24 protein-coding genes and 1 riboswitch are annotated in these 23267 nt (G+C 44.3%); of the genes, 3 read left to right on the plus strand and 21 right to left on the minus strand.

Annotated elements, in window-relative coordinates:
* Positions 1-107: 107 nt before the first annotated feature.
* The 6 genes from R7Q38_RS01325 to R7Q38_RS01350 all read right to left on the minus strand — a co-directional run bounded on the left by R7Q38_RS01325 (position 108) and on the right by R7Q38_RS01350 (position 5302).
* Positions 108-1763 (minus strand): phosphoethanolamine transferase, encoded by a 1656-nt coding sequence (locus tag R7Q38_RS01325; RefSeq protein WP_239939187.1) that lies wholly within the window; start codon positions 1761-1763, stop codon positions 108-110.
* Between the two features lie 21 nt (positions 1764-1784).
* Positions 1785-2141, minus strand: a complete 357-nt coding sequence (locus R7Q38_RS01330) for a diacylglycerol kinase (protein ID WP_017635149.1) — start codon at positions 2139-2141, stop codon at positions 1785-1787.
* 127 nt (positions 2142-2268) lie between these two features.
* The gene (locus R7Q38_RS01335; RefSeq protein WP_005373677.1) at positions 2269-2661 is read right to left on the minus strand and encodes a glycine zipper family protein; all 393 of its coding nucleotides are present in this window, start codon (positions 2659-2661) and stop codon (positions 2269-2271) included.
* 119 nt (positions 2662-2780) lie between these two features.
* Positions 2781-4079 (minus strand): ATP-binding protein, encoded by a 1299-nt coding sequence (locus tag R7Q38_RS01340; protein WP_005373675.1) that lies wholly within the window; start codon positions 4077-4079, stop codon positions 2781-2783.
* On the minus strand, positions 4079-4792 hold the full coding sequence (locus R7Q38_RS01345; RefSeq protein WP_005373673.1) for a response regulator: 714 nt from the start codon (positions 4790-4792) through the stop codon (positions 4079-4081). The genes R7Q38_RS01340 and R7Q38_RS01345 overlap by 1 nt, the downstream gene beginning before the upstream one ends.
* Positions 4793-5005: 213 nt before the next feature.
* The gene (locus R7Q38_RS01350) at positions 5006-5302 is read right to left on the minus strand and encodes an isoamylase early set domain-containing protein (protein WP_017635151.1); all 297 of its coding nucleotides are present in this window, start codon (positions 5300-5302) and stop codon (positions 5006-5008) included.
* 278 nt (positions 5303-5580) lie between these two features.
* Between R7Q38_RS01350 and R7Q38_RS01355 the strand changes: the two genes are divergently transcribed.
* Both R7Q38_RS01355 and R7Q38_RS01360 read left to right on the plus strand, forming a co-directional pair.
* Entirely contained in the window at positions 5581-5961 is a 381-nt protein-coding gene (locus R7Q38_RS01355) for a hypothetical protein (protein ID WP_005373669.1), read from the plus strand.
* Positions 5962-6045: 84 nt separating this feature from the next.
* Positions 6046-6645, plus strand: a complete 600-nt coding sequence (locus R7Q38_RS01360) for a thiol:disulfide interchange protein DsbA/DsbL (RefSeq protein ID WP_005373667.1) — start codon at positions 6046-6048, stop codon at positions 6643-6645.
* 70 nt (positions 6646-6715) lie between these two features.
* On the opposite strand, the gene R7Q38_RS01365 is transcribed toward R7Q38_RS01360, so the two are convergent.
* The 14 genes from R7Q38_RS01365 to R7Q38_RS01430 form a co-directional block, all read right to left on the minus strand.
* A complete protein-coding gene (locus R7Q38_RS01365) occupies positions 6716-6961 on the minus strand; it encodes a hypothetical protein (protein ID WP_005373664.1) in 246 nt (81 codons plus the stop codon).
* Between the two features lie 152 nt (positions 6962-7113).
* Positions 7114-7557, minus strand: coding sequence for a DUF3429 domain-containing protein (locus R7Q38_RS01370; protein ID WP_017819861.1), 444 nt, complete (start codon positions 7555-7557; stop codon positions 7114-7116).
* A gap of 10 nt (positions 7558-7567) precedes the next feature.
* On the minus strand, positions 7568-8113 hold the full coding sequence (locus R7Q38_RS01375; protein ID WP_005373657.1) for a glutathione peroxidase: 546 nt from the start codon (positions 8111-8113) through the stop codon (positions 7568-7570).
* Between the two features lie 104 nt (positions 8114-8217).
* The gene (gene ribB / locus R7Q38_RS01380; RefSeq protein WP_005373655.1) at positions 8218-8874 is read right to left on the minus strand and encodes a 3,4-dihydroxy-2-butanone-4-phosphate synthase; all 657 of its coding nucleotides are present in this window, start codon (positions 8872-8874) and stop codon (positions 8218-8220) included.
* A gap of 113 nt (positions 8875-8987) precedes the next feature.
* A riboswitch (FMN riboswitch) is annotated at positions 8988-9128 on the minus strand.
* 104 nt (positions 9129-9232) lie between these two features.
* Entirely contained in the window at positions 9233-9850 is a 618-nt protein-coding gene (locus tag R7Q38_RS01385) for a triacylglycerol lipase (protein WP_225496432.1), read from the minus strand.
* A 117-nt stretch (positions 9851-9967) separates the two neighbouring features.
* Entirely contained in the window at positions 9968-11821 is a 1854-nt protein-coding gene (locus tag R7Q38_RS01390) for an MFS transporter (protein WP_005385582.1), read from the minus strand.
* Positions 11822-11967: 146 nt separating this feature from the next.
* Complete coding sequence (locus R7Q38_RS01395; RefSeq protein WP_239939188.1) at positions 11968-12726, minus strand: helix-turn-helix domain-containing protein; 759 nt, start codon at positions 12724-12726, stop codon at positions 11968-11970.
* Positions 12727-13365: an HD domain-containing protein gene (locus R7Q38_RS01400; protein ID WP_017819864.1), complete on the minus strand. Its 639-nt coding sequence runs from the start codon at positions 13363-13365 to the stop codon at positions 12727-12729.
* 248 nt (positions 13366-13613) lie between these two features.
* On the minus strand, positions 13614-14891 hold the full coding sequence (locus R7Q38_RS01405; protein WP_213893532.1) for a cytosine deaminase: 1278 nt from the start codon (positions 14889-14891) through the stop codon (positions 13614-13616).
* A 9-nt stretch (positions 14892-14900) separates the two neighbouring features.
* Positions 14901-16139, minus strand: coding sequence for a cytosine permease (gene codB, locus R7Q38_RS01410; RefSeq protein ID WP_213893531.1), 1239 nt, complete (start codon positions 16137-16139; stop codon positions 14901-14903).
* Positions 16140-16943: 804 nt separating this feature from the next.
* Positions 16944-18290: a magnesium transporter gene (locus tag R7Q38_RS01415; RefSeq protein WP_005373641.1), complete on the minus strand. Its 1347-nt coding sequence runs from the start codon at positions 18288-18290 to the stop codon at positions 16944-16946.
* Between the two features lie 112 nt (positions 18291-18402).
* Entirely contained in the window at positions 18403-19725 is a 1323-nt protein-coding gene (locus R7Q38_RS01420; protein WP_239938841.1) for an ABC1 kinase family protein, read from the minus strand.
* A 101-nt stretch (positions 19726-19826) separates the two neighbouring features.
* Complete coding sequence (locus R7Q38_RS01425; RefSeq protein WP_213871425.1) at positions 19827-21050, minus strand: HlyD family secretion protein; 1224 nt, start codon at positions 21048-21050, stop codon at positions 19827-19829.
* Positions 21050-21376: an MFS transporter gene (locus tag R7Q38_RS01430; protein ID WP_017635162.1), complete on the minus strand. Its 327-nt coding sequence runs from the start codon at positions 21374-21376 to the stop codon at positions 21050-21052. The genes R7Q38_RS01425 and R7Q38_RS01430 overlap by 1 nt, the downstream gene beginning before the upstream one ends.
* A gap of 107 nt (positions 21377-21483) precedes the next feature.
* On the opposite strand from R7Q38_RS01430, the gene R7Q38_RS01435 reads away from it, so the two are divergent.
* Positions 21484-22485 (plus strand): AraC family transcriptional regulator, encoded by a 1002-nt coding sequence (locus R7Q38_RS01435; protein ID WP_213871424.1) that lies wholly within the window; start codon positions 21484-21486, stop codon positions 22483-22485.
* Positions 22486-22576: 91 nt separating this feature from the next.
* Here R7Q38_RS01435 and R7Q38_RS01440 read toward each other — a convergent pair whose 3' ends face one another.
* Positions 22577-23266, minus strand: coding sequence for a hypothetical protein (locus R7Q38_RS01440; RefSeq protein WP_031778188.1), 690 nt, complete (start codon positions 23264-23266; stop codon positions 22577-22579).
* Position 23267 lies beyond the last annotated feature (1 nt).

Consider the following 23267-nt stretch of genomic DNA (forward strand, 5'->3'; position numbering starts at 1 on the left):
ATGTATGGATCGCGGACTGTCAGTATAACGCTTGGCGCGGCGATGAGTTTAAATACCTTGTTAGAAAAAGCCTGATTCACACTTTGAGCCAGGCTTTATTGAATGATTTAGGAAACGGCTCGGCAGGCTTTGAATATATCTAACTTGCTATCGTAGGCTTGAGTTTGTACATCCATAATGCCTAATAAAGAGTGGAACACGTTATCATGTGAGTATTGGCCTGCATTCTGTGCTTGTTTATACAAACAGTCGGTATTGATCTGCTTCGCTTGTTTAAAGCCCGAAGACAGCCACATAATCAAAGGAACGCGTTTTTGGAAATCTGGTGCAAGGCCATAAGGCATACCATGTAAGAACAATCCGTTTTCGCCTAGTGACTCACCGTGATCCGATATGTAAATTAGCGCGGTATTATACTCAGACTCTAACGCTTTAAGTTTTTTGATGGTTTCTGCTAATACAAGATCGGTGTAGCGTATTGTATTGTCATATGTGTTCACTATTTGTTCGATGCTACAGTTTTCGATATCTGCACGTGGACAGTCTGGTTTAAAGAAGGCGTTGTCTCTTGGGTAACGCTGAAAGTAGGTCGGACCGTGGCTTCCTATAAGGTGCATGGCGACCACTCGGTTACCGTGCATATCCGCGACTTCCTGATCAAAATGATCTAATAGCGCCATGTCGTAACAAGTTTGGCCATTACACATAGGGCTTACTTGCTTTCGATCCACTTCAATCTTCTTGATCTTGTGGGCTACTTCTTTATCCCCACCGTCATTTTCTTTCCAAATGAGGTCAACCCCAGCGCGCAGCATTATATCGAGAGCATTGTCCTGGTTATCCGCTTTGGTGCGTTCAAACTCGTTTCGCGTGAGCTGTGAAAACATACAAGGCACAGATACAGCAGTCGCGGTGCCACAAGATGCGACGTCTTGAAATGAGATAACATCCAATTTACTAGTATAAGGGTTTGTCTCTCGTGTATAGCCATTGAGTTGGTAGTTCTGCGTTCTAGCGGTTTCTCCTACAACAAAAACCAGTAGTGTTGGTTTGTGCTGTGCTTGCTGTACGGCGCTATCTGACTGCTTTGCATCTGTGCCGATTTCTCGATATGGCTCTGGCGTGGTGAAATATTTCTCCTTCACATACCCGGTCGCGCTGTAAACGAACTGGGTGGGTATGATGATTTTTTTCAGGTGGCTATTGTTGCGCCCTACAGATGCGTAGTCTTGATAGTACACGCTGGCAATGACGGCGATGACAGCTAGCGACGACAGCATCGATACTAATTTGGTAACAGAGAAGTACAGTAATTGGTGACGTTGAGATTGCAGCTTGACCTTAAAGACAATTATCGCTGGGATAACTCCCATAATCAGCGTCCAAATTACAGAGTGAGCACTCAGGTAAGAACTCGCCTCGCTCGAATCGGTTTCAACAATATTGGCAATCATTCCAGAATCGAAAAGTGTGCCATAGTTATAGCTTGCGTAGCTCACCATACTTGAAACAATGATTAAAATTATAAAGAACGGCTTGCCGATCCAAGGCCAACTAAATAAATTAAAAAGGAAATTGAGCGCGGCAAGAAAGAAAATTGGTATTGTGATAATAAATCCAATCTTGACATTATCTAAGTGTGTAAAGATGCCGATCAGTTCTTTATAAATAGGGATATTTACGACGAGAGCGAAATACAGCGCCAACAGGAAAGTAAAGGTAACGTAAGAGATACCTCTCTGTTGTAAATCATGTGTCTTCATAATGAGTGTCTTGAATAAAAATTAGAGCAAGAACGAAGCCCAAATAAAAAGGGCAAGAGTTAACGCAACAAATACTGCTGCTGAGCCAATATCTTTGGCTCTACCACTGAGCTCGTGCCAGTCATCGCTAACACGGTCGACAACCGCTTCTACGGCGGAATTAATGAGTTCGACGATCAATACCAAGAACAGGCTACTGATCATCAGCACTCTTTCGTATGTGGTGACAGGAAGGAAAAAAGCACAGACGGAAAGCACCAAGGCGAGAATCAATTCTTGTCTAAAAGCGGCTTCGTGTGTCCATGCGGCTTTCAATCCTTGAAATGAATAGCCGGTCGCATCCATGACACGGCGTATACCTGTTTTACCTGGCTTCAAAATATGACCTTACTATTTAAGCATTGGGATGGAACACATATCCCAGAGAGGTAACGAGATTAATCGTTACAGCGTGAAACATTTGTGAATAGAATCCTTCGCGCGATAATTTAAGAAAAGTGCTTATTTAATCAAGATCGTAGACGGTATAGCCTTTGTTCTGGAGACATTTACGCAATACGAGAGATTGGGTTTTGGTTGAATCATTTGTTCCACTCAAAGCACCAGCTCCAGCTCCTACAGCACCGCCGGCAGCAGCACCGACAGCCGCTCCACCTAATCCGTCTTCTAGCGCGCCAGCAGCTGCGCCGATCAATGCGCCTGTAACTGCCCCATTAGTGGCTTCAGATTTCGCTGCCTCTGATTTGTCGACATTTTCTGCATAGCCTTGGCAGTAAAGAAAGTCTTGTTCATATGTACTAGGGTCAACATTGGTCATGTCGACGACAGGTTTTTGGTTGTAGGCGCAAGCTGTAAGCGTAGAAGTAAGCGCCATAATCAGGATAAAAGATTTATACATGAGTACTATCCATTTAGTGTGTGAATCTTATGGATTAAATGTACACTGTTTTATTGTTGGTCTCTGTCGCTTGAGTGTATTGAAGTGTCGTCTTCTGTAAATGGGGTAGGAAGGTTAAGTTAACTGTCTGATTTTTTGAGGCTAAGTGTGAAGCAAGCTCCTCCAAGTGGGCTATGGCAAATCGAAACTTCTCCACGTTGAAGCTCCATTATCTGTCTGACAATCGCCAAACCGAGCCCAAACCCGCTCGTCTTTTTGTTGCGAGATTCATCCGCGCTGTAAAATGGTTCGAATAGATGAGGCCAATGCTTTTCTTCAATACCTATGCCATCATCATGAACATTGATGAAGCAGCGGTGCTGATCGTGTTTTATCTCTACTAAAATCTGCTTATCCGCGTACCGCATTGCATTGCGCAGCAAGTTATCTAAGGCTCGCTTTAACAATTTTGGGTCAGCAAACGCGAGAACGTTTTCTGAGTTTACTTCTTGAAGCGAGATAGCGAGCGTAGTCTCTTTTTGCCATCTCTGTCGTAATTCTTTGACTAAGTTGAATAGGACGACTTCTTCTTGAGTTTGTAATGCTGTGTCAGGACGCTCCATCTTTGCGTAGTAAAGCAATTCTTCAACCATTTCTTCCATCTCGTCAATGTCTTCGACGATACTGTAAACATACTTTTTCTGTTGTTCAGTTAAGGTTGAATCCGATAACAAATCTGCTTGCCATTGTAAGCGGAAGATTGGGGTACGCAATTCATGTGCAACGGCGTTAGTTAGCATTTTATTGCTAGTGATCAAGCGAGATACTTTATCGGCCATCGTGTTAAAGCTTTTGTTTAACGTCCCAACAGACTTAGCGCTTGAGGTACTAGCTCGAGCCTTGAAGTTACCTGAGGCAAACTCAACGGTCACTCTCTCTAGCTCTCGAATCCGACGGCTTAAGAACCAGATCAACAATATGCAATACAGAGCAAATCCAGCTAAAAAGAACAACCAAACGATATTGTCATCAAAGTTGGCTGCTTTAACCACAGGGCTATTCGGATTATCGCTCATTTTAAAGATAGGCGTGCTCGCATCTAGGCGGAACCAGATATCCCTTTCTTCATCGTAAGCGACGTTAACGGAGGTATCACTTTCAAACGCCTTTTTGATGTCTGTTGGAAGCTCTTCAAGCGTATGAGGCACCAACAAACGATGGCTTGATGTGGCAAATTGTTCCAACTGTTGTTGAGTATATTCTAATCCGTGTTCTTTATAGATAGGATAGATCAGATCGTGAAAAGCTTGACCCTCATGCTCTTGTAATAGGTAGTCATAATCTGTGTTGATCTCATAAACTAAGAACTCGTATCCCCACAAGCTAGCCATAAACAGAATGATAAGGCCAACAAAGCTTTCCAGATAAATCCGTCTCATTATTCATTCCATGCATCAGGCATAAATAGGTAGCCTTTGCCGCGAACGGTAATGATTTTTTGTGGTGAGCAAGAAGCATCGCCTAGCTTCTTTCTCAGTGTCACTATGCGATTATCAATGGTTCGGTCTGTGCCATCGTATTCAATACCACGCAGTGTTTTGGTCAGCCACTCACGTGATAGTGTTTTTTCAGCATGCGTAGCAAGAACCCACAACAAATCGAACTCGCCGTCTGTCAGCGCAATTTCTTCTTGGTTCATTACGCACGATTTACGCAACCGGTTTAAACACAGAACACCAATTTGTAGGCCGTTTTCGGACTCGGTAGGCGCCGCCTCTTTTCTTCTTAATAGCATGCGAATACGAGCCAGCAATACGCGAGGTTTGATGGGTTTAGTAACAAAGTCATCTGCGCCTATTTCTAATGCGGCGACATGATCGAAGTCATCATCACTTGCTGTCAGCATCAACACTTTGCCTTTGTAGCATTCTCGGATTTGACGACATACACTCAGACCATCTTGCCCGGGTAGCATCAAATCTAACAGCACCACGTCTGGTTGTGTGTCAATAATCGCATTGGGTGCGTCCGTCCCATTGTCGATACATTTGACCTGAAAACCTTGTTCAACAAAATACTCACCCAACATAGTTTGTAATTTGGGATCGTCTTCCACAATGATTAGAGATGGTTTGATTTGTTGTGCGTTCATTTAAGTGATGTATACAATATTTAATATCAATGGAACTTAAACAAATTTACGAATTATTTCAAATAAAGCTTTCTCAGAATAAGGTTATCGGATGAGTTAATTGGATAAAATTGCCAATTAATGATTTAAATCTAATCACCAATCACATTTCGGGAGATGTAAAAAGGCGCAACGTTTGCGCCTAGGTATGGAATCTTAAAGCGAAATTACCGCTTATTCGGTGGTACACACGACGCTGTTGTCGCTGCCAAAAACATTTGGAACGTAAGCATCAGCTTGTGGGTCATTTTCCCACTTCGCATCATCGAGCAAGTAACGGAACTGAACATTCTGCGCTTTAGGTAAGCGGGTTTTAAATTTAAACTGACGACTTTTCTTCACTAATTTCATCGGTTCTGGCTGCCAGTTGTTGAAGTCTCCAGCAATTTGGACAGAGTCCCACTGATCTTTATCTAGCTCGAACGTGACTTCGACTTCATCTTTTGTCTTAAAGAATCTTTTTTTAAGCATTGATCTTTCCTTGTTCGTACAAAAACTGTTCTAACTATTACTCGTGTTTCATAATGATTTCAAGTTTTATCGAATTGTTGCTGGTATCTGATGAGGGGAGTATCCGAACGGTGAATAGTTCGTTGTGCTGGTTTCGTGTACTGAGGGATCGTTAGAGAGAAAATTCACTAGCCTAAAATGGTCAAAGAACAGAGTTTGTTAGCGAGCCGAGAGTCCGTATCTTGAAGTCAAACCGTTATCATGTATTATCTTAAATCACCATTTTCCTTGATGTAGCTATGTTGAAGTTTAACCGTACATTGTTGACTGCGATAGTTTGCTTAGTTGCTATGCTTTTGAGTAGTGTCGCTCCTGTGGCGCAGGCTTCCGCTCCGATGAAAACAATTGAAGTACGCGATCTTATTGTTCAACAGGCTGCTCTGCACAAACAACTTGGCGTCAATGACGACTGCGTAGAATCACATCACGATGAGTCAGCCATCAATAAGGCACAACAATCTCACACGAGTTGTAGCTCTTCCTGCATGGTCAAAATTCCCGCCAACTTATCTCAAAACGACTTACTGCTTCTTCCTTATAGCCTTGCCTTGATTGATAGGCCTCTAGTCGAAAAAGTAGTGACAGTGATCACCAAGCTTTATCGTCCTCCGATTGTTTAATTCCTCATCTCAAATTACTTGGGGTTTCCCCCCTTTTTACCAAATGAAATGATTTGGCATTTGAATGCCACAAGGAAATAAACAATGAAAAAACTACTTGCCTTATGTAGTGCACTTTTACTGACTTTTACCGCTCATGCAGCGCAATTTGAAGAAGGGAAGCACTACAAAGTTCTGGATGTTAAGAAAGCATCGAAACCTGTTGTGACGGAATTCTTTTCTTTTTATTGCCCACATTGCTACAAGTTTGAGTCGCTTATTGAGCGTTTAAAACCTGCTCTGCCAAAAGAGGCAAAGTTTGAAAAGGTACATGTGGGGTTCATGGGCGGAGATATGGCGATTCCGATGGCCAAGTCCTACGCGACGATGGTGTCGCTCGGGGTTGAAGATACAATGATTCCTGCCATGTTTGCCCAAATTCATCAAAAGCGACAAGCGCCAAAAGACGAAGCTGAGCTGAAACAACTCTTCGTTGATAATGGCGTAGAAGGTAAGAAGTTTGATGCGGCTTACAACAGTTTCGCCGTAAACTCAATGCAGAAAGGTTTTGATAAGCAATTCTCTGCCAGCACGTTAAGAGGGGTTCCGGGTGTGGTTGTGAACAATAAATACATTGTTTTGGCCAACGAAATTCGTACTTACGACGAGTACAATCAATTAGTTAATTACTTATTGACGCTGTAACTGTAAATAGCATTGATGCTTAAAAATGGCGACGGTAGAGTCGCCATTTTTTATGCTTATCACACTCGTATTATCTAAGAACGCTTGTACATGCTTGAGTCGGAACACTAGTCATAAATATGGCATGCGGATAAAACAAGCTAGCAGCAGTGATTGCAACATTACATGGCTGAGCAATCGTAGTTTTAATCACATTGGTAAGCACAGCACCTGTATTATTTACTGTTTGAGCGGCGGCTTGTTGTGCCTGGTAAGACACGCAACCTGTCGTTGCATTGATCATCGCAGTGCTAAACAAAAGTTTGCGAAAAAACATATTCATATCCTTTGTGAATGCTTTGAATTACTTATATGTGGATTGATTCATAAATGAAACAAAACAGTGTTCAAAATATGTGTGCATTCACGAAATGAACATTGTTTTATAAAAAGACGTTTTTTTGTGATCTTAGTACTGGACAGACCAGGTTATGAAACTAAAGCCAATCCGTGCATTACGATTACGCCGAAGGTCAGTTTGCTCCTCATTCCTTGATATCCCTTGGGCTCGGCGTCTTGTTCGACTTTCCTCACGAGCTTTTCTGCATACCAAACAGCAAGATACCCAATTGCTAAGAGTAGGGTTGCGACTGCGTAATGTTTGTGGCCCTGCAGTAATGCGCCCCAAGCCAGTAAGACAAAAAGGTTGCTGAGAATTAATACATTTCGGCTAAGGCGATGGTAGTAATGCTCAATGCCATTACCCCAAAGGATGCCGGATAAAAAACTTAATATAACGGCGCTATATGCGATGAAAAATTGCTGACCACTTAAATTGAAGAGTGAGATGTCAGTGAAAATCAGCCCTAAACTAAACACAAATGGAACCAGGCCTAAGTAACCGAGTTGTAGCATGGTTGAGCGTGTTGTCATGGTCGTCACCTTATAATTGTTGCTCTATCATATTGGTAAGCGTAGTACTTGTCGGTGATGTGGAGCTTGGAAAAGTAGCAATAACTTTACCTTCAGAGCTAATTAGAAACTTGTAGAAGTTCCATTTTGGTTTTATGCCTGCTTGGTTAGTAATCTGGTTGAAGACTGGGTTCGCATCTACACCTAATACTGAAGAGCGAGCCATCATTGGAAAGGTTACCCCGTAATCGAGATAACAGACTTTCGCTGTGTTTGTTTCGCTTCCTCTATCTTGTCGAAAGTCATTGCTCGGGAAACCGATAACGGTGAAGTTTTGGTCTTTGTAAGTTTGATAGAGGGTTTCTAACTGTTCAAACTGAGGAGTGAAGCCGCACTGGCTTGCTGTATTGACGATTAGTAGTGTCTTTCCCTTAAAGCTTTCGCATAGATCGACTTCTTCCGTTGAGTTTAACAACCTTTGCTTACCTTGAAGAATATCAGGGCACTCAGATGCAAGAGCAAGCGAATTCATGGAGAGAAAGCTAACGAGAGCGGCGAAGTTCAGTAATCCTTTCATGGTGTTGTTCCCCTTGTTTTCAATAAGTATAACTACTTAAGTGCAAAGAGGATCGATCAAAAAAGCCGCACAAATGCGCGGCTTTTTCAAGAGCTGAGATCTGACTATGCCAGTTTCAACTCGAACTGGTTCAGGTACATTACCATGTCTTCAATCGTCAGTACCGGCATGTTGTGCAGGCGACCGAATGCTACGATCTCCGGTGCCTTTGCCATCGTGCCATCTGGATTGGTCACTTCACACAGTACGCCAGCGGGTTGAAGCCCTGCCATTTGCATCAGATCAATCGTACCTTCTGTGTGACCACGGCGAGTCATTACACCACCTGGACGTGCGCGCAGAGGGAATACGTGACCCGGGCGAGCAAGATCTTCCGGTTTTGCGTGCGGGTTTGCCGCCGTTTTAATGGTCGTTACGCGGTCTGCTGCTGAAACACCCGTTGTTACACCAACTTTCGCTTCAATAGAAACCGTAAATGCGGTTTGGTTTGCGCTGTTGTTGTTTACCACCATTGGAGGCAGTTCCAGTTTGTCTGCTTGAGCATCTGTTAAGCACAAACAAACGATGCCGCTACATTCGCGGATCATCAATGCCATTTGCTCGTTAGTGAGGTGCTCGACTGAATAAATGATATCGCCTTCGTTTTCGCGATCTTCATCATCAAGAAGCAGTACGCCACGGCCTTCTTTTAAAGCGATAAGTGCGTTTTCAACGCGAGTAATTGGGTCGCCGAATTCGGCAAGTAGTGATGACTGATTCATGGTTAACTCCTAAATTTCACCAGAATCAGGGCGGTATGAGAGATCGCCGTAAAATACGATCAAAAAGAAGTGCACCAGCATTCTTAACGATCTGACTCGCTATGCTGGTGTATTCTTATTCTCTTTCATCCGGACTATAACCGTCGGCTCTGGCATCTCACCAGATCTGCTGACCTCGACGAATCGAGCGCTCGCGGGCTCACTTGAAAAAGTATACCGCCGGTGGGGAATTTCGCCCCGCCCTGAGAACAATTAAAAATGTACCACTTCATCCAAGTTGTGAAGAAGTGGAGCTAGGATAGTACTGCGAACTGAATAGCTTGGAAAGTCGATTCCATCTGTATGATGGAAAAGTGTGCTATCGACGGAAATAATCTGTGCGAATAAAGTAATCAATTTGCTGCGGCACGAAGGTGTTGTAAATCAGGCTCGTATGCGTTTGCTTCACTTCGATATGATCTTGCATACCGTCCAGTCTTGTCTCTTCTACGGTAACGGTACCGTCCGACATGGTGTTGTCATTACGGATCAACAATGGGCGAGCGCCAATCGGCATCGTTCCTGCGATACTGCCGAGTTTTTGAGGGAAATCCCAAGCGTCATCATGTTTGTTTAATCCGTGGTGTGGCGAATTGCCTAAAATTGCACCCAATCCGAGATCTTGAATCCGACCTACTATGGACGCGCCTTTAAGAGGCGAACCGATAGCGACAACATGAGAGATTAAGTTAGTGCTCGGTTTTCTGTTGGCGAGATAGCGCTTAATCATCAAGCCTCCCAAGCTGTGTCCCACGAGCACGTTTGTGGTCAGTGGATTAAGCGAGTGATCAATAGAATCAAACAGTGAAGACTCATCGATAGCAACAGTGTTATAGCTGAGTACTTGTGTTTCGTATCCGAGTTTTCTCAGCTTTTGGCTAAGAGGCTGCATGACCAGCCCATGCATATAAAGACCATGTAAGATGATGATTTTCATAATACCTCCTAGATTTATGACGTCGTAGATATCCTACTCTAATTGACAAGAAACTACTTGTGCTTTGTGGTGCATATTTACGTTTTGCTGCAAAGTTTGACTGCTGTAGCAAGCGACTCAGCCCAGTAAATCCTGTACTTGTTGTTGCAATTGATGACGATTTAAAGACGCAGGACTTAACACTTCACCGATAACAACATCCACTTTTGACCAAAAACGAGTCGGTCGTTTTGTGAGAGCATGTCCGCCTTTGTGGCTGAAAAAAGAACCCCAAAGCCCTTTTAACGCCATAGGGATGACAGGAACAGGGTTACGTTCAAGGATTTTTTCTACACCAGGGCGAAACTCACCCAATTGACCGTTAGACGTTAAACGACCCTCAGGGAAGATACAGACAACCTCACCGTCGTTAAGTGCTTGTTCAATCTGCTCAAATGCTCGTCGGTAAGTGTCGGCACACTTACGTGGAGAACAGATCGGGATAACACCGGCATGACGGAATACATATTTAAGAACAGGTAGCTCGCTGATGGACTTGTCCATCACAAAACGAACCGGGCGAGTAGAGGTTCCCATCAAAATCAATGCATCGACATAGCTAACATGGTTAGCCACGATTAACGCAGCGCCTTGTTCAGGAATATGTTGGCGCCCCTTTACGGACACACGATACATACAATGGCTGAGTAAATAACTGATAAAGCGTTGTGTAAATTCCGGTACTTGGCGATAGACATAGATCGCCACGAAGAAGTTACCTATTGCCATCATGGCAAACAGTTCCACAATAGAAAGCTCTAGTACGCTGAGTACAACGATCGAAACCAAAGCAGACACCACCATAAACAACGCATTCATGATGTTGTTAGCAGCAATGGCACGTGCACATTCCCCTTTGTTTGAACGCGATTGGATGAACGCATAAAGAGGAACAATAAAGACACCGCCGCTTACACCAACAAGGAACAGGTCAATCATGACGCGCAGATGTTTGGATTCAGCAACGAAGCTTTGCACATCATAAAAGTGCACCGGAAGCGATGGATAACTCGGGACTGCCCATAGCAAGTCGACGCCAAACACTGTCAGTCCAAGGATACCGAATGGCAAAATACCAAGCTCAACGTGGTTGAAAGAAAGTTTTTCACACAACCAAGAGCCTGTAGCGATACCAATGGAAAACAATGCCAACAGCAAAGAAACGACAGTGCTATCTGCGAACAAATGTTCGCGTGCGAAGTTAGGGAATTGAGTTAGGTAAGTCGCACCCATGAACCAGAACCAACTGATGGCAAGAATAGACATCCAGATGCCTCTCTGTTTTTTTGCCACTTTTAACGTGTTCTTTAAACCAGAAATCGGTTCAAATTTCGCTTTGTCATTCGATTGGCTAGGCATCGTTGGAATGTTCACACTGCTCATAAACCCGAGCAAAGACAAGGCAATCACGGTACAAGAAGCAATCAAGGTACCATTAGGAATGGCTAGCAGCAGGCCTGCGCTAAGCGTACCTATAAGAATCGAAAGGAACGTGCCCATTTCAACCCAAGCATTTCCTTTAACAAGCTCATTTGGTTTGAGCGCTTGTGGTAGCAAGGCGTATTTCACGGGACCAAAATAGGCCGATTGAGTGCCTGTCATAAACAGCAGAACCAGCATCAGCATGGCACTTTGGGTGGCAATAGCGGTTGCTGCGCAAGACATGATAGCTAGTTCGATGAGCTTTAGACGTCGGATTAATTTGGCTTTGTCCATGCTGTCAGCGACGGCACCAGCATGCGCTGAGAATAGAAAGAAAGGTAGGATGAATAAGCCTGCCGCCAAATTAACGAATAGATTGACGGATATTGGTAGGTTATCAATTTGGCTGTATGTCACCATCAATAACAGAACGTTTTTGTAGATGTTGTCATTGAGTGCGCCAAGGCATTGCGTCACAAAGTAAGGAAAAAAGCGTTTTGAGAAAAACATGCTGGCTCCGATTAAACAAAGTCGAATGAGATGGGAGCACTTTATGCTCAATGAACGATTAAACCAGCTTTCTCTTTCAAGTGACGTTGTATGCCACCAAAAGTAACGAAATTCGTTACTTTTATTTCCATTTGTTTATTGAGTTACTAATTGCGAGACTTATTGGTGAGTTTTCTTTCCCATGGTTCAAATAAAGGGAACGTCCAGCGACGCATCGCAATAATCAGAGAGGTGCCGTGTTTTTCGTCCATATCGAGAGAGCTATCACTTTGGCAAGCCTGATAAAACTCATCGATGACCTTTTGCAGTTTCAGTTGTAGCTTCTTGTTGGTTGGTACACTCATCAATCCTGTCGCCATGGAGAACTTTTCATCTTCACCAGAAAAGTAGCTTTGGAAAAAGGCGTCTTGAACTTGCTGTTGGAAGAACCGTTGAATAGGGCCGCCCATCTGCCACTTAAATGTCGGAGATATACGCAAACGAATTTTGTTATTTGGCTGCAAGTCGATGATGTTCAGACGATCCAAATGAGCAAGCTTTTGCACCAGTTCAAATTCATTGAAGGTGTATTGCTGAACGATTTGCTCAAACTGATAGCCATTTACAACACAGATTGCCACGAGTAGCAGGGCTTTATCATCAACCAACTGCTTTTCTTGCTCTAACGTTAGCGACTCTAGACCTTTATTGTGCGCAGCCGCAAGCTTAAACAGTTCCGCCATTTCTAAACCAATCAATTGGCAAATGCGTTCTAAGCGTTCAAGACTAATGTGTTGACCTTCAGCGAGTAAACGTTTGACGCTTCCTTCACTTAAATCAAGGTGTTGTGCAACATCGGCATAATGCAGCCCAGCTAACTTTAGTTGGCGTTTAAGCTCTTTAATTAACGTATAGCTTTCTGACATTTACGCTGTTACCTCGTCGTGTAACTGCTCTAGGTACGTTTGCATAAAGGTTTTGCGTTTTTGCGCTTCGCGTCTTGCTGACTCTGTGTTCATAGTTTCAGCGATTTTGAATAACTTGGTCTGAAAGTGATCCAGAGTGAATTGTTTATCGTTAAGTTCACGTTCTTCGGCAAATATATCGCTGTCGTTGTAAAGTTGCGCGTTAAATTGAGTGCTGACTTGAATGCATCGCGTCACGCCAATTGCGCCTAAAGCGTCCAGACGGTCGGCATCTTGGACGATTTTAGCTTCCAACGTATTTGGCCTGATGTTTGCGCTAAAGCTGTGTGCCTCTATCGCATGAGCAATGGCATCATGATATTGCTGCGGATAATCGATACTCTCTAAAAATGCGACCGCTTTTTTGGCTGCGATGATTGAGCTCTCTTTGCGATTTGGGTGATCTTTCGGGTAAGTAAAGCAATCATGCAAATAGGCAGCCGGTAATACAATCGCGATGTCTGCATTTTCTTCTTTGCAGAGCTGTTTCGCTGTTTTGACCACGCGTTTTACGTGTTTAAGATCATGAGCTGCATCTACTTGCATCTCTTGCTGCATAAATTCCAAAAATTGCGGTTCTATCTGGCTTAATGACGTCATGGTTCATATCTACAACTAAAATGAAGTCAGAAGTATGCCCAACGCTTAGAATAATTTCCAAGTGCGATGGTGTAATTGAGATTCAGCCACCAGAACCTTGTGCAACGTTTGGTACTGAGCCGTTTTATATGGCCTTTCAATGTGTTCAGTGGTTTATGAGACAAGAATAGACAGAGCGAGCAGTGATGTTTACCAGTAGAAAAAAGGCCTGACGATGTCATCAGGCCTTTTTCGTTTCGCCGATCTTTTTAGCATTTGAACGTTACTTGCTCTGCTTGTTCAAGATGAATATGAGTTGTCGCAGGCTGTGTTTCTGCAATCACTTTACCGTGACGAACAGAGTAACGAACCGGCACTTGGCGACGTACTGCGTCAAAACCATTTTCTGCGGGAAGAATCAGTAAACTACCAGGTTTGCCTTCTTCAATGCCGTGCTTATCTTGAATGTTCAGTGTACGTGCTGAATTGGTGCTGATCAGATCCAGTGAGTTGTTGATTTGGTCGTAACCCATCACCTGGCACACGTGCAGACCCATATGCAGCACTTGCAGCATGTTTGCAGTGCCTAGTGGGTACCAAGGGTCAAATACATCATCGTGTCCAAAGCAGACGTTGATGTTGGCATTCAGCATCTCTTTCACTCGTGTTACGCCGCGACGTTTTGGGTAATCATCAAAACGGCCTTGTAAGTGAATGTTCACCAATGGATTTGCCACGAAGTTGATACCGGACATGCGTAATAAACGGAACAGGCGAGATGCGTATGCACCGTTGTAGGAACCCATCGCTGTGGTGTGACTGGCCGTGACTTTATTCCCCATATCAAACTTGTGCGCTAATGCTGCCAGTGTTTCAACGAAGCGAGATTGTTCGTCATCGATTTCATCACAATGCACGTCGATCAGGCGGTCGTATTTTTGCGCTAACTCGAATACGTAGTGCAGCGATTCAATGCCATATTCGCGTGTGAATTCAAAGTGTGGAATCGCGCCAATCACGTCCGCACCTAATTTGACGGCTTCTTCTAGCAGCTCTTTGCCATTTGGGTAAGAGAGAATTCCTTCCTGCGGGAAGGCGACGATTTGGATATCTACCCATTCTTTCATCTCTTCACGCACTTCTACCATCGCTTTTAGGGCAATTAGGGTAGGGTCTGAAACATCGACGTGGGTACGAACGTGTTGTACGCCGTTTGCTATCTGCCATTTTAAGGTTTGTTTTGCGCGCGCTTTCACGTCTTCAATCGACAGCATTTCTTTGCGCTCAGCCCAACGTTCAATACCCTCAAACAATGTGCCAGAGATGTTCCAGCTTGGCTCACCTGCGGTTTGAGTTGTATCTAAGTGAATGTGTGGCTCGCAGAAAGGCGCAACCGCCATACCGCCTTCAGCATCGATGAGGTCACCGTTATGACTAAGCTCCACATCGTTGCTTTCAATGCGCTTGAATTGACCATCTTCAATCAAAATTTGCTGCAGACCTTCTTGTCCTTTTAGCGTTACGTTTTTGATCAGTAGTGTTGTCATGATGGTTCCTTACGCTGGCTGTGTTGCCAGTGCTTTTTTGTTGAGAATAGGATTAAGAATCAGGAAGCTAATTGCACCGCCAAGTACAGCGTTAATCGGCACTACGCCAGGAAGGAAGTGTCCTGCACCAACGCCAATCGCTACAGCGATAATGCCAGCCCAGTTTACGCTTTGGAACTGGGTGGCTTCAAAGTTTGCGTAGCGTTTACGGTTCGTGAAGAAGTCAGCGATGATCACACCGCCAATCGGTGGAATTGCCAACGATAAGAAGGTCAGCCAGCCAACAAAGTTATTGTAGAGCCAGAGAGCGCAAAGTGTGCCAACAAGACCGTTCGCCATTGAGATGTATTTACTTGGTAAGCCCGTGATGTTAGAAAATCCAAGACCCGATGCGTAGAGCGCGTTGTCGTTGGTCGTCCAAATATTTAACCCAAGTACGATAATGGCAGGAATCAATAAACCTTGTGCAATCATCACTTCAGAGATGTCTGATTGACCCGTCACCGACGCACCTGCCGCGCCAAAGATAAACATTAACGAGTTACCGATGAAAAATGCCACCATGGTGATCATCACGGCGCTGCGCGGCTTTCTACCAAAGCGTACGAAATCCGCCGTTAATGTACCTGCACTAACAAAAGAGCCGACAACCATCGCGAGAGCTATTGAAAAATCGAGTGTCTCGGTTGGTTGAACTTGTTGTAGTTCGCCAATACCGCCAACGCTCTTTACTGCCTCGATGACAGAGTAGCCGCCAAGTAGTGCAATGGCAGGAACGGCGATTGCTGACAGCACCATCAGTGCTGAGATTCCAAAGTAAACGGTCGCGGTCATGAGCAAACCGGATACAAGGATCAACGTGTTGGTATCGATGCCCGTTGCTTTATGCACCGGAATCGCAAACATCGCGACACCAACTCCAAACCACCCAACTTGAGTACCGCCAAGAAGAGCGGAAGGAAGCCAAGAGCCTTTAGAACCAAAAGAGAAACGAGCAAGAAGGTGGGTAGAGAGACCAGTAGAAGCGCCGATGTAACCGAGGAAAGAAGTGTAAATACCGAGGATTAGGTTACCGATGAGAACAGCGAGGAAAAAATCATTAAAGGAGAGCCCAGTACCGAGAGAACCCCCTGTCCACATACTTGCGGAGAAAAAAGTGAGTCCTAACATCACCATGGTTAGTGACGCCACGCCTTTTCTGGCCGTGTTGGGAACTGGTCCAAGACTGTAGTTATTGTCTCCAGCCATTATTGCCTCCGCACATTGAAATATTAAATTATAGCACCTGATTTTCAGGCAAACGGCGCGTATTATCGTGATGTAAATTTAATAGTCAATGATAAAATTGAAATTTAAACGTTTGCTTGGTTTTTATGTGTATTTTTTCTTTTAATAACAATGGTTTGGTTTTTAAATTCTAAAAGTGGAAAGTTTGTTTTTACGTATTTTCTATGATTTATAGACAGGTTTTCTATGTGAAATTAATGTTTTGAATTTCTATTTGCTTTTATGGATTAAATTTATCTATAACTCTGAATTGCTCAGTCGATTTCTATGAAAAGAAAACGTTTTCATGATGAGGTTTTTGGTTTGGACGTTATTTGTTCTTTTCTTGGGTATGTTTTCTAGGTTTTATTTTATGTAGGTGATTTATTTTTGTTGAAGCTGGCATTTCTAATGGTTTAGTGGGCTAATATTTGAATTTTATAAGCAGTAAATAATCTGTTGTGGGCAAAAAAAGTACAAACGAGCTCGGTCAGAGGATAAGAGAGCAATAGCCACATAAAAAAATAGCCAACCGCAAAGAGTGCGATTGGCTTATATACATGTGAACAAAATCAAGTTCACTAACAACGTCAGTTGGCTAGGTGACCCTCGGCTTAAGAAGGGTCGATTTATATAATGCAGTTACTGTGCCAACTTTAATATGCCCTAAAATACGTAGTTTCTGTGACATGCGTTGCTTAAAGTTTGAGTGTGTTTGCAATTTGCAACTGCGTTATGCAATTTGACTCTATTATGCTAATGATTGATTAATAAACAATGAACCTTTTAAAGCATGACTAAACTCGCCGTTCCTAAAAAGGCGAAAAAACCAACTACATCTGTCACTGTTGTTAGAATCACCGAGCCAGCCAAAGCGGGGTCCAATTTAAACTTATCCAGAATAATGGGAATCAGCACACCAAATAAAGCTGCGGTAATAATATTGACGATAATGGCGAGCGCGATGGTTCCCCCTAGAACCGGAGATTGAAACCACAATCCAGCGAGCCCGCCGATGATTAACGCCCAAGCAATGCCGTTCAGAGAGCCAATACCCAACTCATTTTTCAATAGCTTGAAACGGTTACCTGGGGTGATCTGATTAAGCGCCATCGCACGAATCATTAGAGTGAGCGTTTGGCTGCCAGCAATGCCCCCCATGGATGCAACAATTGGCATGAGCACCGCCAAAGCCACCACCTGCGCAATTACATCTTCAAATAGTCCGATAGTGACAGACGCCAAAATCGCAGTAAGCAAATTGATGCCTAACCAAACACCGCGCTTTTGCGAGCTTTTTAATACTGGCGCAAACAAGTCATCGCCTTCATCCATACCTGTACCGGCCATCAAACGTGCTTCGTAGATTTCACGCTGTGTACTCAATGCAAACTGCCAATCGACTTCACCGATCAGTGTTTGGTCTGCATCAGTTACAGGGAGAGCGGGCAGTGTGCTGTGTTCTAATGCCTCTACCGCTTCAGGAAGCATCATTTTACTGTCTAGAACCGTCACAGCCTCAATAACGAGTGTTTTTAAGCGAGTATCGGGGTCACCACGTAAGATATCGAAGTAGTTGACCGTTCCACGATACTGTTTATTACGATTAATCAGATACACCTGTTGAGGCGTGTCGTAGCTATAGCGCTCCATTAACTGCTTAGCTGTCCCAATCGTAATGTTGAAGGGCAGGGTGATGATCTTACGTTCAGCCCAGTGGCCGAGTTCTTCATCAGCATACTCGTTTGCTTGATCGTAAAGTTCCAATTCATCTTTTTCTATCAACGAGAGCGCTTCGTTGATGATCGACTCTGGCAACGAATCGGCCCATTCGATGAGCGACAAGTTGTCGAGTTTAGCGAGAGTGAGCTTTAGCTCGACTTCAGATAACGCATTGATGATAGAGAAACGTACGTCCGCACGCATTTCCGTTAACACGTCGATATGTAGCTCTAGTGGTAAAGCTCGCCATAAGCGAACACGATCGTCGATTGGAAATGCTTCTAGAATCAGGGCAACCGCGCCGGGCTCGAGGCCCGCTTCAATAGATTCATTGAGCGTTGCGACTTGATCCGCTTCTTCGGCTTGGCCAATTTGCTGGATTAGAGTGGAGAGATCTTGAAACTTGCTCACCGAGTACCCCGATAGTTAATTCGTTTTATGGAAGTATGGCATGTTATTGAGATGCACAACTATGCATCTTAACCTTGCTCAAGGTACTTGAAAGTAACAGAAAAACAATAGGCTATTTGCTGTTGATGGTGAGATATGGCTGTACCAATTGGCGAATGTTCACTTTTGCGCCAATACGGGCTGCCAGCAAGTACATTCCGCCGATTTTTCTGTGTAAAAATAGGGCATCTGCTGGTGGAGTATGCCAGTATTCTTGCTCCATGCTTAGAATGGTGCCAGCCTCGCGAAGCTTTTGTGCTAAGCCGCTGGCTTTGAAATCATAGGGCTCATCGACCAACATAGGTTCACATGCCATTTTCACTAGATCGAGAATCGCTTGGCGTTGGTCTGGAAGGATGGTTTGGCTGAAGAAGCCTATTTGTTCAAGCGCATCATTCAAGCCTTGTTCGTCATTGTTAACGACAGATGCGAAAGCTTGGCGATAACCAGTGCTGAACCGCTCGCTGTACTCGCGAGTGGCCCCGAAATCTAGCAAGCCGATTTGACGAGTGTTTTCGATATATAAGTAGTTGGCGAAATTTGGGTCGGTTTGTACCATCTTAAATTCGAACAGCTCTCGAAACAGTAATTCGAGTAGGCTGTGCATGACAAAATCTCGCGTACTCTGATCATAATGTTCGATTTGCTCAATCGGACTGCCATCAATGAATTCCATCGCGAGAACGGAGTCTGAGCAACTTTCAGTATGAATCTTGGGCACCACAAAATGAGGGTGCTCCTTCAAAGCGTCATGATAACGAATGGCAAATTGTGCCTCTCGTGCGTAATCGGCCTCGTCATGTAGCTGCTTTTTCGCTTCTTCGAGCAATCCTTTGTAGTCGACAGACTCGGGAATCAACCCAACGACCTTGAGCAGTGTACCGACATTGTCGACGTCGCTATCGATACTTTTCCGTATGCCCGGATATTGCACTTTGACGGCTAGGTTATCGCCCGCATCGCTGTAGGCTTGGTGCACTTGTCCTATTGATGCACTGGCGATTGGTTTGAAGTTAAATGACAGAAACTCAGCTTTCCAATTCGTTCCTAGCGAACTTTCCATTACTGCGTTGAGTTGTTTTGCAGGCATTGGGTCTGCGTCGGAACGAAGACGGGAAAGAATATCGGCAAGTTCAGGTTCTAAAACATCACCAGCATCCATTGATAGCATTTGACCAAGCTTCATTGCAGCGCCACGCAGGTGAGCAAGTTGGTCAGTTAAGCGCGCGATGTTCTGTGGCGTCAGCAAGAGGTCTTTCGCTTTTGGTTTGTTGCCTTTGGCTATCTGTTTCGTGCCTTCTGCAATCACATTGCCTGCGACACGGGTAGCAAGTGAAGCGAACTTGCTGAATCTTGAGATGCGATGGGTAGGTAGGCTTCTTTCCTTTGCCGACATGAATCTTCTCCGCTATTTACTAACTAATTGTTATACGGGAAAAGGATATGTTTGGATACAAATGAAAAGAAAACCGCCAGCGTAACTGGCGGTTTGCGAGTTTAGATAGAGTAGAAGAAGTACAGTTGAGACTTCATTCGGATGATGATCCCGCGAATCACATCTAAGAAGGCCATGAAGCCTATCGGTTTTTCACCGCTGACCCATGCGAGGCCAACAGAGCCAACAGGGATGTCGTAGCCTTCTGGCTCATCAATCTTAAGACGAACAAAGTGGTGTTTGTTCTGTAAGTTCTTTCCAGTGGTGACACGTACGGAATCATCGAAACCCAGTAGATTACCTTGTGACTCACCTGTTGCTTCAACAATGCCTTCGACGGTCGCTGAGAAGATCTTACCTGGGTAAACGGACGAAGAGAATTCCGCTGGCTGACCCGGTTTGATGTTACGAATCGCCTGGTGGTTCACTCGCATCAGCACATACTTCTCGTTAGTGTACATGTTGATACGCGGCATCATCGATACACGCTGACCTTCACGCAGGATAAAGTTGGTGACAAAGCCATCTGTTGGGGCATGAACTTTTGTGCTATTCAAATCCCATTGCGCTTTTGCAATTTGCTCTTCAGCTTGGCGCAGTTCGGCTTGTTTGGTTTCAACTGCAAGTTCCGCTTTATGAATCGCCAGTTTTGCACGGGAAATATCGACTTGTTTCTTCTTGATTTGAGACTCAAGGGTTAACACGTTGTGACGTGCCATATCTACCGTGCTCGATTGTTTGTCGATGTCGCTTTCCGTGATGGTGTTTTGCACCACTCGGTTTTGCTCAACATAACGATCTAGCATTTTTTTCTGCAATTTGTAGTCAACTTTGGCCGCTTCCAACTGGCTCTTGGATGTTTCTAGATCTTGCACTAGCGCTTCGTGGTTAGCTTCTTCAATCTCAATGTCGCCTTTTGCCGTAGCTAATGCAACGCGAGCAGAATCAGCGGATACGTTCGCTTGATTTAATGCGATTTTGTATTGCGTTGGGTCAAGTTCATAAATGAGCTGACCTTCTTTAACTTGCTGATTCGGCTCAATGTAAATGTGGTCAACTTTACCTTTTACATTGGTTGAATCTGGACGCAATTGGATGTGTGGTGACTGCACGACAGAACCGCCGGATAAATCCATCGGGGTGAAGTTAATCAAACCTACCCAGACGAACATCAGCCAACTCAAACCGCCAAGATAAGCGAACGATTTGGTTGCTTTGTTCCAAGGCATGCCAACCAAACGCAGCAGATAGATGAAGAGTGCCCATACCGCTAAACCTTCTAACATTATGCTTCCTCTTTTGGCTGTGTTTCTGTTTGCGGTTTACTTTTCCATGTATCACGCAGATTGATGATGGCTTTTTCCATATCAACAAATGCAAAGATCACGGCTAGCACCCAAACCCAGTGCCAGACAAACCCTATCCAGGTCAGCGCAGTGATGAGCCCTATCTGATGATGATCTTTGCTGTGTGCTTTATTGATAGGTAATTCATGGATTTTCCAAAAGCCGTAACACGCGCCCGCGACACTCGCGATTAAAACGACAGCAGCAACAACATGTAACGCTGTATCTGCGCCTGTACCGACAAATGGGACACTCAGTAAACTCATTAAACGCTCCTCTATCAAACTGTTGGCGTATTGTGATCTGAATTTGATTTGCGGCTTTCTTTGTGACAGATTCAATCACTACAGGATTAAATTTGATGTGATTGGTTATGAAAACGGTTCGGTTTATTCGCGCGATGGGCATTCTAAACATGCATAACCTCGCGTTATCTAAATACAATTTGGACTCGGATGAGTTAGGGATCCCAGCATCGGTGTTTCGTAACCCAATGACACTGATCCCGCTAAAAGCCGTTGCGGAATGGTATCGTTGTGTTGAACAAGCCAGTGGTGACCCGGATGTGGTGTTGAGTCTCAGCCGAGGTATTGAACTGCAAAAGCTAGGGCCAGTGGGACGCTGGTTATTCTCCGGCAATGATTTAGCCAGTACCATTCGGCGAGTGAATTATGGTGTGAGCAACCTACAATCAGGGGCGTTTTTTGCTGGCGAACAGTCGGGTAAAATCATCAAATGGACTTACCACAACCCGTTTATAGAAACGTCAGTAAAGGTGCACGATAGTATCCGCTGTGCGGTATTTATGATTAAGGTGTTACGCGAATTTCTTGGCAAAGATTACCAGCCTTTACGTGTCAAGGTTTCAGGCTCGAGAAAAAATACTGAGCGATACCGGGAATATTTCGGCTGCGAGGTGGAATGGAGTCAGCCAAAAACAGAGATATGGATCCCGGGAGATGACCGACTAGCTTCTCGCCAAGTGAGCCATCGAGAAGACAACCGTCTAGCGATGAGTTTTTCCGATTTGGATGATTTGCTTAATATGCCCGACCCAGAAGATGAGTTGAAAGTGATTTATGAAGTGGTGAATTACAGCAGCCATTATGGATTGCCAACGTTAGAGCGCGTTTCTTCTCTGCTTGATTTATCTGAACAGCAGTTTCAACGTCGTTTGCATAAATTAGGACTCAATTTTTCGACGGTTTCTGGCTATGTATTGAGTAATATTGCAGCTGGTTTGTTGAGTAAGCGCGTGAGTATTGATGACATTGCCACGCGCCTTGGTTACACCAATGTGGCGAGCTGCAATCGTATGTTTAAGAAACATCGTGGATTAACGCCCAAGCAGTATACGGGAAGATTAGAGAAGTAGTGCTCCACTTATCTCTATGAGTACAAGCAATAAAAGCCCTCAAAAAAGTAGAGGGCTTTGTTTTTTTGTGTGTTGTTGTTTTATGTAATGGCTATTTTTTAGGGCGCCAACTTAGTGCACTTGCAACAGCGCCGATGGCAATTACATCCTTTTTTTGTTCGCTAAGTTCAGGGAGCATCTGTACCGCAATGGTACCGTTCGTCTGCACAGCGGCAATTTCTTGTGTGCCTTCCTTAAAGCTATACCCCAATGGAATGTCTACCGCCATCATGGCGTCAGGACTAGTATGTACAGTTTCTACAGTAAAGTGGGTGCTACCAATACGCACTACGCCTGTCTCTTTCTTCTCAAAGCTGATGTCGATGAGAGCGGATTTTGGCTCCATCGCAAACTCACCGACTTTTTTACCATCTTGAGTAATGTCACAGGTGTAAGGATCATTCCCACCAAAATCGACGCCCATGTAGTTAACCGACATACCGCCTCCGGTGCAGTTCAAAAGCCAAGTTTCCCCGCTGTCGATACGAGTCACTTCTGCGCCCATTGAACCTTCTTTGAAAGAGATACGGTTAAACCAACTTGAGTTAGAAGCACTGCGTGAATACTTGCCTTTGTACTTACCAGCAAAATCAAAATGGCCATCTGCACCGAATCCCCAAAAATCACCGTCGGTTTTGATCAGCATTTCTGGTTGTGCTTTTACGGCATCAGTACGATCCATGACGGCTAGGCCACCACAACCAGCAAGGAGCAAGGGAGCGAATAGAATAAGTTTCTTCATG

Source organism: Vibrio sp. Vb0598, from assembly GCF_033338935.1.
GTDB lineage: Bacteria > Pseudomonadota > Gammaproteobacteria > Enterobacterales > Vibrionaceae > Vibrio > Vibrio alginolyticus.

Excerpts from the sequence above, each read along its gene's own strand:
- R7Q38_RS01325 (WP_239939187.1), bottom strand. The coding sequence starts at position 1,763 with ATGAAGACACATGATTTACAACAGAGAGGTATCTCTTACGTTACCTTT.
- R7Q38_RS01335 (WP_005373677.1), bottom strand. The coding sequence starts at position 2,661 with ATGTATAAATCTTTTATCCTGATTATGGCGCTTACTTCTACGCTTACA.
- R7Q38_RS01340 (WP_005373675.1), bottom strand. The coding sequence starts at position 4,079 with ATGAGACGGATTTATCTGGAAAGCTTTGTTGGCCTTATCATTCTGTTT.
- R7Q38_RS01345 (WP_005373673.1), bottom strand. The coding sequence starts at position 4,792 with ATGAACGCACAACAAATCAAACCATCTCTAATCATTGTGGAAGACGAT.
- R7Q38_RS01350 (WP_017635151.1), bottom strand. The coding sequence starts at position 5,302 with ATGCTTAAAAAAAGATTCTTTAAGACAAAAGATGAAGTCGAAGTCACG.
- R7Q38_RS01355 (WP_005373669.1), top strand. The coding sequence starts at position 5,581 with ATGTTGAAGTTTAACCGTACATTGTTGACTGCGATAGTTTGCTTAGTT.
- R7Q38_RS01360 (WP_005373667.1), top strand. The coding sequence starts at position 6,046 with ATGAAAAAACTACTTGCCTTATGTAGTGCACTTTTACTGACTTTTACC.
- R7Q38_RS01365 (WP_005373664.1), bottom strand. The coding sequence starts at position 6,961 with ATGTTTTTTCGCAAACTTTTGTTTAGCACTGCGATGATCAATGCAACG.
- R7Q38_RS01370 (WP_017819861.1), bottom strand. The coding sequence starts at position 7,557 with ATGACAACACGCTCAACCATGCTACAACTCGGTTACTTAGGCCTGGTT.
- R7Q38_RS01375 (WP_005373657.1), bottom strand. The coding sequence starts at position 8,113 with ATGAAAGGATTACTGAACTTCGCCGCTCTCGTTAGCTTTCTCTCCATG.
- ribB (WP_005373655.1), bottom strand. The coding sequence starts at position 8,874 with ATGAATCAGTCATCACTACTTGCCGAATTCGGCGACCCAATTACTCGC.
- R7Q38_RS01385 (WP_225496432.1), bottom strand. The coding sequence starts at position 9,850 with ATGAAAATCATCATCTTACATGGTCTTTATATGCATGGGCTGGTCATG.
- R7Q38_RS01390 (WP_005385582.1), bottom strand. The coding sequence starts at position 11,821 with ATGTTTTTCTCAAAACGCTTTTTTCCTTACTTTGTGACGCAATGCCTT.
- R7Q38_RS01395 (WP_239939188.1), bottom strand. The coding sequence starts at position 12,726 with ATGTCAGAAAGCTATACGTTAATTAAAGAGCTTAAACGCCAACTAAAG.
- R7Q38_RS01400 (WP_017819864.1), bottom strand. The coding sequence starts at position 13,365 with ATGACGTCATTAAGCCAGATAGAACCGCAATTTTTGGAATTTATGCAG.
- R7Q38_RS01405 (WP_213893532.1), bottom strand. The coding sequence starts at position 14,891 with ATGACAACACTACTGATCAAAAACGTAACGCTAAAAGGACAAGAAGGT.
- codB (WP_213893531.1), bottom strand. The coding sequence starts at position 16,139 with ATGGCTGGAGACAATAACTACAGTCTTGGACCAGTTCCCAACACGGCC.
- R7Q38_RS01420 (WP_239938841.1), bottom strand. The coding sequence starts at position 19,725 with ATGTCGGCAAAGGAAAGAAGCCTACCTACCCATCGCATCTCAAGATTC.
- R7Q38_RS01425 (WP_213871425.1), bottom strand. The coding sequence starts at position 21,050 with ATGTTAGAAGGTTTAGCGGTATGGGCACTCTTCATCTATCTGCTGCGT.
- R7Q38_RS01430 (WP_017635162.1), bottom strand. The coding sequence starts at position 21,376 with ATGAGTTTACTGAGTGTCCCATTTGTCGGTACAGGCGCAGATACAGCG.
- R7Q38_RS01435 (WP_213871424.1), top strand. The coding sequence starts at position 21,484 with ATGAAAACGGTTCGGTTTATTCGCGCGATGGGCATTCTAAACATGCAT.
- R7Q38_RS01440 (WP_031778188.1), bottom strand. The coding sequence starts at position 23,266 with ATGAAGAAACTTATTCTATTCGCTCCCTTGCTCCTTGCTGGTTGTGGT.